The 16,300-nt window shown below is 73.2% G+C and carries 13 protein-coding genes and 3 tRNA genes; 3 read left to right on the top strand and 13 right to left on the bottom strand.

What is annotated here, in order from left to right:
* Positions 1-202: 202 nt before the first annotated feature.
* From ACZ7OY_RS13955 to ACZ7OY_RS13930, 6 genes are all read right to left on the bottom strand, one after another.
* Positions 203-1,090: a DUF2797 domain-containing protein gene (locus ACZ7OY_RS13955; RefSeq protein ID WP_471911596.1), complete on the bottom strand. Its 888-nt coding sequence runs from the start codon at positions 1,088-1,090 to the stop codon at positions 203-205.
* A 47-nt stretch (positions 1,091-1,137) separates the two neighbouring features.
* Positions 1,138-1,491, bottom strand: coding sequence for a hypothetical protein (locus ACZ7OY_RS13950; RefSeq protein WP_471911595.1), 354 nt, complete (start codon positions 1,489-1,491; stop codon positions 1,138-1,140).
* Positions 1,492-1,561: 70 nt separating this feature from the next.
* On the bottom strand, positions 1,562-2,251 hold the full coding sequence (locus ACZ7OY_RS13945) for a TNT domain-containing protein (protein ID WP_471911594.1): 690 nt from the start codon (positions 2,249-2,251) through the stop codon (positions 1,562-1,564).
* 304 nt (positions 2,252-2,555) lie between these two features.
* Positions 2,556-3,059: a DUF6234 family protein gene (locus ACZ7OY_RS13940; RefSeq protein WP_471911593.1), complete on the bottom strand. Its 504-nt coding sequence runs from the start codon at positions 3,057-3,059 to the stop codon at positions 2,556-2,558.
* Positions 3,060-3,220: 161 nt separating this feature from the next.
* A tRNA-Arg gene (locus ACZ7OY_RS13935) sits at positions 3,221-3,293 on the bottom strand.
* Positions 3,294-3,569: 276 nt separating this feature from the next.
* Positions 3,570-3,660, bottom strand: a tRNA-Ser gene (locus ACZ7OY_RS13930).
* A 168-nt stretch (positions 3,661-3,828) separates the two neighbouring features.
* Between ACZ7OY_RS13930 and ACZ7OY_RS13925 the strand changes: the two genes are divergently transcribed.
* Together ACZ7OY_RS13925 and ACZ7OY_RS13920 are read left to right on the top strand one after the other, a co-directional pair.
* A complete protein-coding gene (locus tag ACZ7OY_RS13925) occupies positions 3,829-4,341 on the top strand; it encodes an SSI family serine proteinase inhibitor (protein WP_471911592.1) in 513 nt (170 codons plus the stop codon).
* Positions 4,342-4,606: 265 nt separating this feature from the next.
* The gene (locus ACZ7OY_RS13920) at positions 4,607-8,779 is read left to right on the top strand and encodes a hybrid sensor histidine kinase/response regulator (protein ID WP_471911591.1); all 4,173 of its coding nucleotides are present in this window, start codon (positions 4,607-4,609) and stop codon (positions 8,777-8,779) included.
* Positions 8,780-8,977: 198 nt separating this feature from the next.
* On the opposite strand, the gene ACZ7OY_RS13915 is transcribed toward ACZ7OY_RS13920, so the two are convergent.
* The 6 genes from ACZ7OY_RS13915 to ACZ7OY_RS13890 form a co-directional block, all read right to left on the bottom strand.
* Positions 8,978-10,696, bottom strand: a complete 1,719-nt coding sequence (locus ACZ7OY_RS13915) for a long-chain fatty acid--CoA ligase (RefSeq protein WP_471911590.1) — start codon at positions 10,694-10,696, stop codon at positions 8,978-8,980.
* A 108-nt stretch (positions 10,697-10,804) separates the two neighbouring features.
* The gene (locus ACZ7OY_RS13910) at positions 10,805-11,401 is read right to left on the bottom strand and encodes a SigE family RNA polymerase sigma factor (protein WP_351603509.1); all 597 of its coding nucleotides are present in this window, start codon (positions 11,399-11,401) and stop codon (positions 10,805-10,807) included.
* Between the two features lie 147 nt (positions 11,402-11,548).
* A complete protein-coding gene (locus tag ACZ7OY_RS13905) occupies positions 11,549-12,715 on the bottom strand; it encodes a lipid-transfer protein (RefSeq protein ID WP_471911589.1) in 1,167 nt (388 codons plus the stop codon).
* Entirely contained in the window at positions 12,712-13,149 is a 438-nt protein-coding gene (locus ACZ7OY_RS13900; RefSeq protein ID WP_471911588.1) for a MaoC family dehydratase, read from the bottom strand. Before ACZ7OY_RS13900 ends, ACZ7OY_RS13905 begins: the two co-directional genes overlap by 4 nt.
* Complete coding sequence (locus ACZ7OY_RS13895) at positions 13,146-14,132, bottom strand: bifunctional MaoC family dehydratase N-terminal/OB-fold nucleic acid binding domain-containing protein (RefSeq protein WP_471911587.1); 987 nt, start codon at positions 14,130-14,132, stop codon at positions 13,146-13,148. The genes ACZ7OY_RS13900 and ACZ7OY_RS13895 overlap by 4 nt, the downstream gene beginning before the upstream one ends.
* 255 nt (positions 14,133-14,387) lie before the next feature.
* Entirely contained in the window at positions 14,388-14,702 is a 315-nt protein-coding gene (locus ACZ7OY_RS13890; RefSeq protein ID WP_471911586.1) for a hypothetical protein, read from the bottom strand.
* Between the two features lie 368 nt (positions 14,703-15,070).
* On the opposite strand from ACZ7OY_RS13890, the gene ACZ7OY_RS13885 reads away from it, so the two are divergent.
* On the top strand, positions 15,071-15,943 hold the full coding sequence (locus ACZ7OY_RS13885; RefSeq protein WP_471911585.1) for a bifunctional DNA primase/polymerase: 873 nt from the start codon (positions 15,071-15,073) through the stop codon (positions 15,941-15,943).
* Between the two features lie 247 nt (positions 15,944-16,190).
* Here ACZ7OY_RS13885 and ACZ7OY_RS13880 read toward each other — a convergent pair.
* Positions 16,191-16,277, bottom strand: a tRNA-Ser gene (locus tag ACZ7OY_RS13880).
* Between the last annotated feature and the right edge of the window lie 23 nt (positions 16,278-16,300).

Genomic DNA, 16,300 nt, shown 5'->3' with positions numbered 1-16,300 from the left:
AGCACGCTTTCACTAATCTGTGATTTCCCTAAGAAACTCACAGGAGCCTCTCAGGGAAGACTTGGGTGATTCCTTGCCCGACGTCGGCCGCCGAGCGCTGGAGCCGGTGCCGGACGGTCACATCGGAGCGGAGAGCGCTTACCTGAAGGGATCCCGAGGCATCCAACTCCGCACCCGTACCGCCCACTTCGCCGCGCCCGGGTCAGAAGAGCCCGTCCTGCACACCCGGCTCCCGCCGGAACCTGCGTATCGGCACGGTGAGTTCGGGTACGGAACCCTCCGCCGGGAGGAGCTCCCACCCGGTCATCAGCCGGGTGTCGAGCACCACCACGGCCCCGTCGTCGGCCGCGGCGGCCAGATGCAGATCGGGCCCGGCCGCGGCCACCAGCTCCCCTCGCACCACACCCCCGGCGACCAGCTCCCGCACCGCCGCACCGGCGGCGGGCAGCCCGGCGAGCCCGAAGACGCGGACATGGTCGACGGGGTCGAGGGGCTCGCGCGTCAGCGACTCGGGCCACCCGCCGAGAGCCACCGCCCGTGCGTGCAGCGCCACGACCTCGGCCGCCCGCTCGTCCTGCGTGCCGGGCAGCTCGGAGCGCACCGCGCGCTTGTCGGCGTACGGGATCCGGTCGGGCACCCCGAGCGCGGCGCGCAGCAGCTCCTCGGCCCGCCGCGCGGCCATCAACGGCCCGGTGCCGAGCCAGCTGAAACAGACGGCGCCCTGCTCCAGCAGCCGGGCCGGTCCGCGCTCCAGGGCCGTGATGCCGACCTTGACCATGCCGGGCCCGAACCACGCCAGATACACGTGGTACGGCCGCGGGTCGTCCGCGACGGTGTCGGCGGCCACGGAGTGCGCCCGGTCCATCCGCGCACACTCCTCGCACCGGGCTCCCGTACTGCGCCCCGGGACGACCGCCCGCGCCACGCACGGATGTCCGCGCGCCCCCACACACGTCCGCACACCCCCGTCCACGACCCGGAAGGCGACCTGCTTCCCCCACGACAGCGCACTGCACCGCCCGCCGTCCCATCGCAGCACGGGACCGTCCGCCGACCACCGCAGTCCCGAGCACTTCCATGCCTGTGTCATCGCCTTCGAGCGTAGGCGCAGCCACTGACAGCATCCGAGCCGCTGCCTCAGCCGCCGTCGGGGGTCCGGCCCCGGCGGTCGAAGTCCGCCCAGGCCTGCCGTTGGATCTCCTCGGGGTCGGCGAGGAGCTCGTCCAGGGACTCCGCCGGTCCCGGCGGGGGTGCGAGCGCCTTGAGGAGGGCGTCGTAGAGGTACGCGCACGCCTGCGCCTCGGTGGCGAAACGCTCCATCACGCTGTCCCGGGAACGCTGGCGCAGCCCTACGGCCCAGGCGTCGGCCTCGCGCTCCAGGAAGTAGAAGGCGTCCGGCTGGACGGACACCTCGTGGACGCCGGGGATGTCGTAGAACGCGTCCGGGACGCCCGCCTCGCGAAGCCTTCCGACAAGGTCCGCACGGTCCATCGGGTCCGTCCCCTCGTCTGCCCCGGGTGGCCGCCGGCCGGACAGGTCCGGGGCCACCCCGCGGGGGATGTCATCGGCGTACGTTCACTTCTTCCAGTTTCTTCGCCTCGATGAGCTTGGGGATCGTCACGTCGGAGAAGTACTGGAGACCCAGACCGGGCTGCCCGAACCAGGGCCGGATCGGGCCCGCGTGAACCTCGAACGGATCGACGACCCGGTAGAGGTGATAGCTGAACGGATAGGCCGCGACATAGGTGTCGAGATTGCTCGGCGGGATCGCGCGCTTGGCGTACGGCGTGCCCGCGGGGGCGAGGAAGTTGCCGAAGCCGCTCCCGAAGATGTCGACCAGCTGGCCCTTGCGGAGCGTCGTCAGATGCTCGACCGGCTTGCCGTTCCTCAGCACGAAGCCGTTGTTGTCCGGGTACCACCAGCCGGACTTCCCGGTCTGCGGATCCGTCTGCCAGTAGCACCCGAGGAACCAGTACGAGGAGACGTGGTCCGTGCGGCGGTAACCCCTCAGCATCTGGCCGAGCGCACCCGTCCGCGGAAGAACCGTCGGCCCCAGCCGCCAGTCGTCGCGGTAGTAGGGCCCGAACTGCGTGGTGGGTGCGGAGTTGGTCCCGCGGCTGCGGTGCTCGGTCGGGCAGTGGGTCCCGGTTCCCACACGGGCGGTGTCCGTGTAGGCCGTGGCCGGCGAGATGCCGATCAGCAGGAGGAGCGACGCGATGCCGCTCCCCAGGAAGGCGCGCAGTACGCGCATCCGGTGTCCCTTCTCTTCCGGCGCCGGCCAGGCGCCGTCCGGGGGCGGGCGGCCGGTCGTGGTGACCGGCCGCCGGCCTCGTCGTGTGACAGGGCCCAGTTGACGCGCGCCGGGTGCACGAAGGGCGAAGGCCCGGCGGTCAGTCACCCGCACAGATCAAAGGACAAGCCCGATCAGCCGAAGACCGGACCCGTCCCGCCCGCGCGACACCCGCCCCCGAAAACGCCCGGCCTCCTGGACGGCGGCACGGGCTGGACGGCCTCTCTCGGCTCGCCTTCGCCGGCCTCGCGGTCATGGGCACCGGCTACGCCGTGAAGGGCGTCCGCATGCTCCGCTCCCGCCGTCCCACGGCTTGATCCGACGACGGCGCGGCAGGCGTCCTCGCATCCGTCCGGTCACTGTCCTTGCAGCCGACCGCTGACGGTGCGTCGTGGCACAACTGGTCCTGGTGAGACTGGACCTCACCGCCGCCCAAGACAATCATCAAGATCAAGACGGCCATCACGGCCTGGGCGACAACCGTCACGACGGCGTCGACCCGTGCGGCTGTCACGGCCGCCGCAACGGCGACGGCTCCGACCCCGCCGGCGGCGGCCAGATAGCCCCACAAGGGGTCGGCCGTGACGGTCTCCTGCGGGTCGAGACCGAAGCCGGAGATGAACCAGAGTCCGAAGATCACCGCCAGGGCGATCAGTTCCAGGAGCACGAGACCGCACCCGGCTGCGATGTCGGCACCGCGGTCCGCACGGCGCCGCTGTCGGGGGCCGGTGGTGGCGTCGAAGGCCGGAGGGGCAACGGGTAGGTCCATACCCGCCACCCTGCCCACACGCGTAAAGCGGCACATGAGTACGGGTACTCAGCTCGGCATCGGTCCCGCGCCGGCCCTCCGGAGCGGTTGCCGTCAACCACTGCCGTCAATACGAAAACCAGAGGCCCCGTGGATCACTCCGCGGGGCCTCTGGTCCGATGTGCACTCGGCAGGATTCGAACCTGCAACCTTCTGATCCGTAGTCAGATGCTCTATCCGTTAAGCTACGAGTGCTTGTCTTTTGTTGTTTTTGTCTTCGCTCCCGGCCCTTCCGGCCCGCTCGCGGCGACAGGAAGAACATTACATGACTGCCGCCGACATGTGAAATCCGTTAGCCGCACCCATTGTGACCTGCGCAAACGTCTTTTGGGGCGACCTCGGAGCCACCCGGGGACCGCATGGGAGTCACGGGGAACAGCCAAGAAATCCGCCGGAGATCCGCCGAGAGCCGGAGATCCATCGAGAGAACGACGAAGCCCCGGTCCAGTGGACCGGGGCTTCGTCATCGCGCGGAGGCGGAGGGATTTGAACCCTCGATGGGCTTTAAGGCCCAAACCGCATTAGCAGTGCGGCGCCATAGACCGGACTAGGCGACGCCTCCAGCACAACCGCTCACGCGAGCGCGAGTGGTGCGTGCAGATGATGACACAGACGACGGCCGCGTCACCAATCGGCCTCCACGGTACTAGGCGGGTAGGCCGTAGGGCAAAGGCTTACCCCCGGTGCGGCGGACGCGCAACGTGGCGCCTCGTACCGCGTTAGTCAGGTCATGTCGCAGGTCACCTCCGGCCCTCTGCGCCGGCTCGCCGCCACCGCCTCCCTCGCCACCGCCTGCCTCGCCGCAGCCGGCTCGCTGTCCGCCGTGCCCACGGCCGCCTACGCCGGGAGCGCCCCGGCCGCGGCCGGGAGCGCCCGGATCATGCCACCGCCCCTGCGCGACGAGGACCGGGCGGACGGCGACCGCCTCACCGTCACCGTCCGCGGCGCGGGCGGCGCCGCGGACGGGACGTACGAACTGCGCTGTCACCCGGACGGCGGCAGTCACCCCGACCCGCAGGGCGCCTGTCTTGCGGTGGAGCGCAACACCCGCTGGGGCACCGAGACCTTCGCACCCGTGCCCGAGGACAGCGTCTGCACCCTGCAGTACGGCGGCCCGGCCACCGCCCGGGTCACCGGGACCTGGGCCGGACGGCCCGTCGACGCGACGTTCGACCGCGGCGACGGGTGCCGGATCGCCCGCTGGGACCGGTTCGTACCGATGCTTCCCGACCTGCGCCGATAGCGGCTCGCGGGAGGTAAGGGGCGGGGAAGGTCCCGCACAGGGGCCTCCCGGCGAAGGCAACGGTCCCGTAGAGGTCCCGCGAAGGTCCGGCGGAGCCGGGGCGCCCGATCGAGCCCTCCGTGTCACTTGGTCGTGCGAGCTCCCTCTCATCCGGCGCCGCGGGAGCGATCCGAGCCCTTAGAATCCCTCGCGTGACACGTCACGGGCAGGTTGGCAAGATGGCCCGGGCGGTCGGCAAGGTGCGGTAACAGAAGGGAAGCGTCTCGTGAGCAGCAGGCCATCCCGAGGCGCTGCTCGCCTCGCAGCCATACTGGACGCACTGCCCGATGCGTTGGTGCTGGTCAACGCGAACGGCACGGTCGTCAACGCGAACACCATCGCCCTGGAGGCCTTCGAGTCGCCGGGCACCGCCCTCGTCGGGCGCGGGCTGCTCGATCTGCTGCCGCAGTTCGACTCCAAGCTGATCCCGGGCTCCATGCGGCGGCCCGACCACATGGACCCGGCCGGGCGGACCAAGCCCACCCGCATGATCGCCAGGCGGACGGACGGGGCCGAGTTCCCCGTCGAGGTAACCAGCGCGAACCTGGAGAACGGCCAGCAGGCCTACGACGGCCAGGGCTACACCGGCGACGAGCTGCTGATGCTCGTCGTACGCGATCTCTCCGGCACCGTCGACACCGAGGCCGAGCTGGCCCGTTCGCAACGGCAGACCGAGATGATCCTGCGGGCCGCGTCCGAGGGCGTGGTGGGCACGGACACCGACGGCCGGATCGTCCTGGTGAACCCGGCCGCCGCCCAGATCCTGGGCTACCGGGCCAGCGACCTCGGCGGCAAGAAGCTGCACGACCTCGTGCTGCACTCGCGCGCCGACGGCTCGCACTTCGCGTACGACGAGTCGCCGCTCGCCGACACCCTGCGCTCCGGGCGCAAGCACCGGGTACGCGGGCAGGTGCTGTGGTCCAAGACCGACGACAAGGTGTCGGTCGACCTGACCACGGCGCCCGTGCGCGACGGCGACCAGCTCGTCGGTGCCGTGATGACCTTCAACGACCGGCGGCTGTACGACAGCCTCGCCGAGGAGAAGGAGAGCGCCGACAAGGAGCACGCCAAGAAGCTGGAGCGGCTCTCCGAGGAACACGCCTCCGACCTGACCGCCCTGCGCCAGAAGCACGTCACCGAGCTGGAGGAGCTGGCCGAGCGGCACGAGGAGGAGCTCGCGGCGGGCGAGGACCGGTACGCCGCGCTCGGCGAGCGGGAGAAGGACCGCTACGAGGCGCTCGCCGCGCGTCACGACCAGTTGCTCACCCTGCTGGGCCGGTCGCTGCGCGGACCGCTGGACGAGCTGCGCCGGGAGCTGGCCGCGCTCGCCGCGGACGACGCCGGGCAGCTGTGGCCCGAGGCCAACCAGGTGCTCCACCATCTGTCGGCGGGCTACTCGCGTATCACCACCCTCATCGACAACGTCCTCGGCTACCAGCTGCTCGACGCCGGCACCCAGACCGTCAACCGCACGAACGTCATGCTCGACGCCGTCGTCACCGCCGGTGTCGACGGGGCCGTCGAGCTGATCGGGCCCGGCCGGGTGCAGTTCGCCGTGCACGCGCCGCCGATCGAGGCCGAGGTCGACGCGCGGCTGCTGGCGACCGCGCTCGCGCATCTCGTCGCGGACGTCGCGGGCGTCGACGCCACCGGCAACGCGCCGGTGTCGGCGGGCGGTTACATGGACAACACCGTCGTCGTGGCGGCGGCGCAGCGCGGCGAGGTCGTACGGATCGAGGTGCGCGGCCCGTACGCCGGGGGCGACCCGGTGCACGAGCCGATCGTGCGCGGGATCGTGCGCGCCCACGGCGGCGTGCTCCAGACGCACGAGGTGCCGGGCATGAGCGGCAGCGCGTACGTCCTGGAGGTGCCGCTCGGGGACGGGGCGGGGACGGTGCCCTCCCAGGCCCTGGAGCTCGCCCAGGCGCCGACCCCCCATGCGCTGGAAGGCCCGGCCGGACCGACCTCCTACGCCCTGGAGGCCCCGGCCGGCGCTGACCTCGGCAACAACGGCAACGGGTCCGCCCAGGGCTCCGGCGGCGGGCGCGGGCGACGGGCCCGCCGCTCCTCCGTGGACGCCTTCCTGGAGAGCGAGGTGCCGGGCGAGTCCGGTGCCGGCGAGGCGGAGACCGGGTCGCCGACCGGGCGCAGGCGCAGGCGGGCGGCGGCCGCCGCCGAGGAGCCGGTGGCCGCCGCCGTCGAGGCCGGGGAGGCCTCCGGCGGGACGGGACGGCGTCGTGGACGGCCCGCCGAGACCGCGCCCGCGGGCCAGGACGCGGCCGAGGGTGCCGTCGTCATGGCCGACGAGAACGCCGCGGGCACCGCCGCCGCGGGCACCGGACTGGGCGGGACCGTTCCGCCGCAGGGCATGCCCGTCGGCGAGACCGTTCCGGCGCAGGGCGTGTCCGCGCCCGCCGGACGGCGTGCCCGGCGCGGCACCGACGAGCAGCACGCGCTGCCGCCCGCCCTGCCCGCGGCCGTCGCCGCGGACCACGAGGACGAAGCGGACGGCGACGAGGAGACCGGCGGGCGGCGCCGCCGTGCCCTGGCCGCCGCGGCCGAACGCGCCGCCCAGCAGGAGGCCGCCCCGCGCGCGGTCTTCGCGCTCCCGCCCGCCGAGGCGGACCGCGCCACCGACGGGGCGGCGGAAGGAGCGCAGGCGGGGCCGGTACCGGCGCTCGCCCAGGCGCCCGTGCCCGTGCCGTCGCCGGGACCCCTGCCGCTTCCCTCGGGACCGGTTCCCGCGGGTGACGCGTCCCTCGCCCACAGTCGGCCCGACGCCGCGCCCCACGACCACGCCGAGGACCACACCCCGCCTCAGCCGCACCCCACGACCGCGCCGACCGGGCGCCGTCGCCGGGCCGCCGGCCAGTCGGCGGAGGTCCCCGCGGTGACGGGTGGCGTGCCGCAACTGGTTCCGCAGGTTCCCCAGCAGTCGGCCCCGCCGCAGCCGGGCGCCCAGCAGCCGGTTCCGGCCCAGGGCGTTCCCGCCCAGCCGCTCCCCGCGGAAACGGCCTCCGCTGCCCCCGCGGTGCAGATCCCGGCCCAGATCCCGGCTCAGGTTCCGGCCGCCCAGCACCCCGTCATGTCCGCCACCCCGGCGGCCGGCACCCCGCTGCCGCCCGAGAACGCGCCCGTGCAGCCGCGCGCGGCACAGCCGTTGCCGGCCGAGGCCGCGCAGGCGGCGGCAGCCATGGACCCGAACTCCACCCAGGGACGCGCGTTCAGCGTGCGGACGCTGGGCCAGGGCGTGCCGTTCACCCGGCAGGCCGCGCAGGTGCAGCAGCCGTCGGCGGCCGCCACACCGCCCCCGCACGGGCCGAACGCCTCCGGCCGGCGCCGCAAGCTGGGCACCCCGCCCGACCCGGCCACGCGTCCGGAGCAGCCGGGCCGGCCGCAGCCGGGCCGGCCGCAGCCGGGCGCCGAGCAGCCCGTCGTGACCCGGGCGGCCGCGCCGCAGGCTCCCGCGCCCAAGGCCGCCGCGCCGCAGCCGGCGGTCGCGCAGCCGTCGCTCGCGGGACAGTCCCGGCTCGCGCCGAACACCGAGGGCGCCGGACGGTCGTACGCCATAGGAGCACCGGACGAGAACGCCGCCGAAGGGCCCGAGCCGCTGGACGGTCCGGGCGGTGCGGTCGAGGTCGCGGACATGCCGCGGCCGCAGCCGATGGACGACGAGCTGCCGCCGGAGCCGCTGGACAACCCGCGCCGGCTGCTCGTCTGGCCGGCCCCGGACGCCGCCACCCAGAAGGCGCTGAGCGACCGCGGCTACCGGCCCGTGATCGTGAACTCGCGCGAGGAGGTGGACGCGCAGATCGCCGCGTTCCCCGCGGCGCTGTTCGTCGATCCGCTGACCGGACCGATCACGCGTACGGCCCTCCAGTCGCTGCGGCAGGCGGCCGTGGCCGCCGAGGTGCCGGTGCTGGTCACCGCGGGACTCGGGCAGGCGACGCGCGAGGAGGCGTACGGCGCCGATCCCGCCGTACTGCTGAAGGCGCTCGCGCCCCGCGACAGCGAGCAGCACCCGCCGCGGGTCCTGCTCGTCGAGGAGCACGCGGAGATCGCGCTGGCGCTGACCTCGACGCTGGAGCGGCGCGGGATGCAGGTCGCGCGGGCGGCGAGCGACGCGGACGCGGTGGCGCTGGCGGGTCACTTCCGGCCGAACCTGGTCGTGATGGACCTGCTCCAGGTGCACCGGCGCCAGGCCGGGATCGTGGACTGGCTGCGGTCGAACGGGCAGCTCAACCGCACCCCGCTCGTGGTCTACACGGCAGCCGTGGGCCAGGCCGACCTGCCGCGCCTCGCGTCGGGCGAGACGGTGCTGTTCCTCGCGGAGCGGTCCACCAGCGACGAGGTGCAGGGCCGGATCGTGGACCTGCTGGCCCGCATCGGCACCAACTGAGCCCGGCCGGACGGCCGGTGCCGTCCGGCGCGGGCCCGTCGCCGCCGGACGGCGTGAGCCACCGCGGGCCCGTCGGGGCGCCGCACGCCGAAGGCCCCGCCCCGCGCGCACCGGTGGACCGGTGCCGCGGGGCGGGGCCTTCGACTGCGCGACGGTCACGTGACGCCGCTGACGTGACGCCGCTGCGGCGGCCGGCGGTCAGAGCCTGGTGACGTCCAGCTCGCCGTCCGCGTACTGCCGGCGCAGCACCTTCTTGTCGAACTTGCCCACGCTGGTCTTGGGCACCGCCTCGATCAGCGTCCAGCGCTCGGGAAGCTGCCACTTGGCGATCCCGGCCTCGGCGGCGAGGAAGCCGCGCAGGGTGTCGAAGTCGACGGCCGAGCCCGCCTTCAGCACCACGGTGGCCAGCGGGCGCTCGCCCCACTTGTCGTCGGGGACGGCGACGACGGCCGCCTCGGCGACGTCCGGGTGGGACATCAGGGCGTTCTCCAGGTCGACCGAGGAGATCCACTCGCCGCCGGACTTGATGACGTCCTTGGCCCGGTCGGTGAGGGTGAGGAAGCCGTCCGGGCTGATGGTGCCGACGTCGCCCGTCTTCAGCCAGCCGTCCGCGCTGAACTTGTCGTCGGGGCGCAGGGGTTCGGCGTCCGGGCCGTTGTAGTAGGCGCCGGCGATCCAGGGACCGCGCACCTCCAGCTCGCCCGCGGACTCCCCGTCCCAGGGGAGGTGTTCGCCGGCGGGGCCGGTCAGCCGGGCCTCGACGCTCGTCGGGAATCGGCCCTGCGTGATCCGGTAGGCGAACTCCTGCGGCGTACCGACCGCGTGGGCCGGGGGACGGGCGACCGTGCCGAGCGGGGAGGTCTCCGTCATGCCCCAGGCATGGCAGACCCGCATGCCCAGCTCGTCGAAGGCCTTCATGAGGGAGGGCGGACAGGCGGCGCCGCCGATGGTCACCTGGGTGAGGGAAGCGACGTCACGGGGCCTGGCGGTCAGCTCGCCGAGCAGGCCCTGCCAGATGGTGGGCACCGCGGCGGCGTGGGTCGGGCGCTCGGACTCGATCATCTCGGCGAGCGGCGCGGGCTGCAGGAACCGGTCCGGCATCAGCATGTTGACGCCGGTCATGAAGGTCGCGTGCGGCAGACCCCAGGCGTTGACGTGGAACTGCGGGACCACGACCAGCGAGGTGTCCTCGTCGGTCAGGCCCATGGACTGGGTCATGTTGACCTGCATGGAGTGCAGGTAGATCGAGCGGTGGCTGTACACCACGCCCTTGGGGTCGCCGGTGGTGCCGGAGGTGTAGCACATGGCGGCCGCCTGGCGTTCGTCCAACTCCGGCCAGTCGTACGTGGTCGGCTTCCCGGCGATCAGGTCCTCGTACTCGTGCACCTGGGCGGAGGTCGCGCCCGCGAGCAGGGTGCGGTCGCCCGGTCCGCAGACGACGATGTGCTCGAGCGTCCCGAGGTGCGGCAGGAGCGGGGCCAGCAGGGGCAGCAGCGAACCGTTGGCGATCACGACCTTGTCGGCCGCGTGGTTCACGATCCAGACCAGCTGCTCGGCGGGCAGCCGGAGGTTGAGGGTGTGCAGGACCGCGCCCATGGAGGGGATCGCGAAGTACGCCTCGACGTGCTCGGCGTTGTTCCACATGAGCGTGGCCACACGATCGTCGCCCGCCACTCCGAGGTCGTCGCGCAGGGCGTGCGCCAGCTGGGCCGCACGGGCGCCGACCTCGGCGTAGGAGCGGCGCTCGGGCTGCTCCTCACCGGTCCAGGTGATCACCTGCGAGGAGCCGTGGATCGTCGACCCATGGGTCAGGATCCTCGAGATCAGCAGCGGTACGTCCTGCATGGTGCTCAGCACGGCGTCCTCCTCGGCGACATTGCCTGGCGGTGGTAAAGGTTGCGCTGATTCTGCGCACATACCACGCGGTATGTCACTAGGTCCGGTTGATCGATCACGTCACTCGGTGCCCCGACGCCGTCCCCAGGCCCCCGCCGGACCTCCGTTGGGCCCCCACAGACCGGATCGCTAGCGCACGAGTCCGAGTTCGGGATCCTCGCGCAGCCTGCCGAGGGCCCGCGAGACCGCCGACTTCACCGTGCCGACCGAGACCCCGAGCACCTCGGCCGTCTGGACCTCGCTCAGATCCTCGTAGTACCGCAGGACGACCATCGCCCGCTGCCGGTCGGGCAGCTTCATGATCGCCCGCCACATCGCGTCGTGCAGCGCCTGCCGCTCGGCCGGGTCGTCTCCCCCGCCGGGCACGGGCTCCGGCTCGGGCAGCTCCTCGCACGAGAACTCGTCGACCTTGCGCTTGCGCCACTGCGAGGTACGGGTGTTCACCAGCGCCCGGCGCACATAGCCGTCGAGCGCCCGGTGGTCCTCGATCCGCTCCCAGGCGGCGTACGTCTTGGTGAGCGCGGTCTGCAGCAGGTCCTCGGCGTCGCTCGGGTTCGCGGTCAGCGACCGGGCGGTCCGCAGCAGCACCGGCTGCCGGGCCCGTACGTACGACGAGAACGACGGGTAGACCGGGGTCCCGACGGCCGGACGGAGCCGGGACTGCGGGCGGGTCTGCCTCGGTGGAGCAGCGGCGGTGGAAGCGCTGGTGCAGACGGGTGTGGTCATGGCTCCACGCTATGAGCGACCCGCGCCCGGGCGGATCGGCCGCAGGTCCCGAAGGGGTGTCCGCCTCAGGTTGTAGGGGTGGGGCCGGCCCCACCTCCTGAAGGTGGAGCCGCGCCCGGGGTCCACTGCGGGATGACCCCTGGGGGCTCAGCCGTCCGCGGCCAGGACCAGCGCCGACGTCGGCACCCCGGTGCCCGCGGTCACCAGGGCCCGGCGGGCGCCGGGTACCCGGTTCACGGCCGTGCCGCGCAGCTGGCGTACGGCCTCCGCGATGCCGTTCATCCCGTGGAGGTAGGCCTCTCCGAGCTGCCCGCCGTGGGTGTTGACCGGCAGCCGCCGCCCGGCCACGAAGTCCGCGGCCTCCCCCCGCGCGCAGAAGCCGAACTCCTCCAGCTGCATCAGCACGAACGGGGTGAAGTGGTCGTACAGGATGCCCACGTCGATGTCGGCGGGACCGAGCCCGGACGTCCGCCACAGCTGGCGGGCCACCACGCCCATCTCCGGCAGCCCCGTCAGGTCGTCGCGGTAGAAGCTGGTCATCTGCTCCTGGGCGCGGCCGGCGCCCTGCGCGGCCGCCGCGACGACGGCCGGCGGGTGCGGCAGATCGCGGGCCCGCTCCACCGAGGTGACGACGAGGGCCTGCCCGCCGTCCGTCTCCTGACAGCAGTCCAGCAGGCGCAGCGGCTCGACGATCCACCGGGAGGCGGCGTGGTCGGCGAGCGTGATGGGCCTGCCGTGGAAGTACGCCGCCGGGTTGGTCGCGGCGTACTCGCGGTCCACCACGGCCACCTGCCCGAAGGCCTCCGGAGTCAGCCCGTACGTGTGCAGATAGCGCTGGGCCGCCATCGCCACCCAGGAGGCGGGAGTGAGCAGCCCGAACGGCAGCGCCCAGCCGAGCGCCACGCCCTCCGCCGACGGCTCCCGGTGCTGGACCCCCGAGCCGAAGCGGCGCCCCGAGCGCTCGTTGAAGGCCCGGTAGCAGACGACCACCTCCGCGACCCCCGCCGCCACGGCGAGCGCCGCCTGCTGGACGGTCGCGCAGGCCGCTCCGCCGCCGTAGTGCACCCGGGAGAAGAAGGACAGCTCGCCCATCCCGCAGGCCTGGGCGACCGTGATCTCCGGGCTGGTGTCCATCGTGAAGGTGACCAGCCCGTCCACGTCGGCCGGTGTCAGCCCGGCGTCCGCCAGGGCGGCCCGCACCGCCTCCGCGGCCAGCCGCAGTTCGCTGCGGCCCGAGTCCTTGGAGAACTCCGTGGCCCCGATGCCGACGATCGCCGCGCGCCCGCCGAGGGCGTCCCGCCCGCGCACGCTCATGCCGCGCCTCCCGGACCGTCGGCCGCGCCCGTGGCGGGCAGGGTGAGGGTGACCGTGCCGGTGACATGGCGGCCGATGCCGTTCGTCCCGGTCACCCGGACCGTGACGGTGCCGCCGTCGACCTCCTCCACCCTGCCGGTCAACACCATCGTGTCCCCCGGGTAGTTGGGTGCGCCCAGCCGGATGGCCACCCCGCGGAGCACGGCCGAGGGGCCGAAGTGGTCCGTGATGTACCTGCCGACCAGGCCGTTGGTGGTGAGGATGTTCATGAAGATGTCGGGGGAGCCCTTGTCCCGGGCCAGCTCGGGATCGTGGTGCACGTCCTGGTAGTCGCGGGAGGCGACGGCCCCGGCGACGATCAGCGTGCGGGTGATCTCGATCTCCAGCGGCGGCAGCGGGGTCCCGGCCGTCACGTCCTCCAGCGGCGGCTTCATGCGGCCTCCTCCGCGGCCCGGAAGACCGGCAGCACCGACTCCCCGTCGTAGGTGCGGAACACGAGCCGCACCGGCATCCCGATGCGCACCTTGTCGTACGGCACCCCGATCACGTTGCTGACCATCCGCACCCCCTCGGCCAGTTCGATCAGCCCGACCGCGTAGGGGCCCGCCGGGCCGGGACCGCCCTCGGGCGGCGAGAAGGCCGGGAAGCGGGGGTGGTGCATCACGACGTACGAGTACACCGTGCCCGCGCCGCTCGCCTCGACGGTGTCCCAGTCCGGGCAGCCGCAGGCGTTGCAGCCCGGCAGCCACGGATGGCGCAGGGCGGCGCAGCCGGTACAGCGCTGGATGAGCAGCCGGTGGCGCGCCACCCCCTCCCAGAAGCCGGCGTTGTCGCGGTTGACCACCGGGCGGGGGCGGGGCGGCCTCGGCTGCTGCCGTACGGGCGCGTACTTGAGGATGCGGAAGCGGTGGGTCCCGGCGAGCTCGGCGCCCGCGCGCACGTCCATCCGGGTCGTGACGAAGTACCCGGCGCCCAGGCTGGTCGTCTTGCGTGCCGACACCGACTCGATCACCACGTCGAAGGTGATCTCGTCACCCGGGCGCAGCGGGCGCAGATACTCCTGCTCGCTGTCGGTGGCGACCACCGAGGTGCAGCCCGCCTCGTCGAGCAGCGCGAGCAGTTCGTCGTACGCCTGCGTCCGGCCCCCGCGCCCGGCCCGCTCCGCGCGATCCGCCTGGTCCGCCTGATCCGCCTGATCCGCCTGGTCCGCGTGCCCGGTCAGGCCGCCCATGGTCCACACCTGGAGCATGGTGGCCGGGGCGACGGCGCCGGGCCCCCGGTACGCCGGGCCGGTGTCGCCCATCGCCTCGCACCAGTGCCGGATCATCGGCGCGTTGACGGGGTCCTTGCCGACCCCGCCGACCACGGCGGCCCGCCCCTCGTACGCCTTCAGCCGCTCGTCCCACTCGTCACCCACCGCCCGCCACCGCCCCCTCGCCGGCCCTCGCCGATCCGTATCGCCCCGACCTCCGAAGATTTCTGACTGTCCGTCAGATCTCTTCGACTGTCAAGGAGTCGGCACCGGCGGGCGCGGGGGTGCTTGCCGGGAACGGCCGTGCGGCGGCGCCGAAGCACCGCCGCACAGTCGTGTCGCACCCCATGGAACGCCCCCGCAAGGGACCCCGAGGGGCGGGTGACCGGAGCCGGCGCACCGGTCACCCGCCGCCGCGGGTCACCGCCACAGCGGTCCGAAGTTGACGAGGACGTTCGAGTTGCCCTGGTTGAGGGCGGTGAACGCGGACCCGTTGACCTGGGCGGTATTGGTCTGATTCGAAGCGCCGGTGCCGACCGCCTGCTGTTGTGTGGTGGACGAGTTGCCGCTGTTGTCGCGGCCGACCCCGCTGCCGGTGACACTCGCGGCACCCGCGTTCGATCCGTCGCTCGCGAAGGAGCCGTCGTCGGCCGCCGCGACGCCGGTGAACAGGACGGCCGCGAGCGGAAGGGCGGAAGCGGCGGCGAGAACACGGGCGGTACGGATGCTTGCCATGTTGTTCCTCCAGAACTGGTTACGCGTCCGGACCGAGGCCCGGGAACATCTGAAACAGGGCTGCTCACCAGGCAGTTGGCCGACCGCCTCGGCGTGGTGCACGACGTCGCGAGACCAGAGTTGCCCATCGGATCCCCGCCGAACCAGCCCGGAAGACGCGATTCGCTCTCAAGCGTGAGGACAAGTCGATAAACCCCTTTCGCCACTTTCGGCGTCTCAACGTCCCAGCTCAGGGCAGTACGGGCATCCCATACTCAAGCCGCGCAAGGGGCGAAGCGTTCCGGCACATTTCCAGCCATTCCACCCGGCCTCGGCGCGTCGAACCTCCCCCTCTTCCATTTTTCGAACGTGCGTACGAACATGGAGGCATGGCCACCACCCACCGGCAGGCCACGACGCTGGCCCTCGCACACGCCCTGTCGGCCGCCGAACGCGGCCTGGCCGTCCTCCCCCTGTCCCGGACGAAGCTCCCGGCCCTGCGATCCCCCCACCGCCGCGACCCGGCCGCCCCGACCTGCCACGGCGAGTGCGGCCGCTTCGGCCACGGCGTGTACGACGCCTCGACCGACCCGGTACGCATCCGCGCGCTGTTCGCCGCCGCCCCCTGGACGACCGGCTACGGCATCGCCTGCGGCCTGCCCCCGCACCACCTGATCGGCGTCGACCTGGACACCAAGTCCGGTACGGACGCCCCCGCGGCCCTGCGCGAACTGGCCCGGCGCCATCTGTTCACGATCCCCGCCACCGTCGTCGTCCTGACCCCCAGCGGCGGCCGCCACCTCTGGCTGACCGGGCCGCCGCACGTCGTCGTCCCCAACTCCGCCGGCCGCCTCGCCCCCGGCATCGACATCCGCGGCGCCGGCGGCTACCTCGTGGGCCCCGGCTCCCGCACCACCCACGGCGTCTACGGCGTCGCCCCCGGCTGCGCCCGGCTCGCCCCGGCCCCCTGCCCACCCGCGCTGCTGCGCCTGCTGCTCCCGCCGCCCCGCACCCACCGCCCCACGACGTCCGCCGCCGACGGCCACGGCCAGGGCCTGGTCCAGTTCGTCCTCGCCGCGCACGAGGGCCAGCGCAACACCCGCCTGTTCTGGGCGGCCTGCCGCGCCTACGAGAACGGCATCGGCCCCGCCCTCGTCGCGCCCCTGGTCGACGCGGCGGTGGTCACCGGCCTGACCGAACACGAGGCACAAGCGACGATCGCCTCGGCAGCCCGCCTGACATCCCACCGCCCCTGGTCATGAGGCCGGTTCCCGGCCGGAGCCGTCAGCCGACGGCGTACGCCCGGTACACCGTCTCCACCGAGCGGTCCCCGGCGGAGTCGGTCACCTCGGAGCGCAGGGCGACGGCGCCGGAGGCCGGATTCCTAGCCATGTCGAGGACATGGCAGATCAAGGCGAGAGGGCACGGGGTGGGGCGGGGCATCGCACGCGGAAGGGGTGCCTCTCGGTGAGAGGCACCCCTTCCGGCCTGCAACGCTCATGAACTGCGCGGAGGTGGTGGGATTTGAACCCACGGTGACATCGCTGCCACGACGGTTTTCAAGACCGTTCCCTTCGGCCGCTCGGGCACACCTCCCCGCGTCGCCGGTCATCGGCGGC

The organism is Streptomyces sp. NPDC107559 (assembly GCF_055657365.1).
The sequence above is the reverse complement of the archived record's forward strand: the minus strand, read 5'-3'. Positions and strand labels throughout refer to the sequence as shown.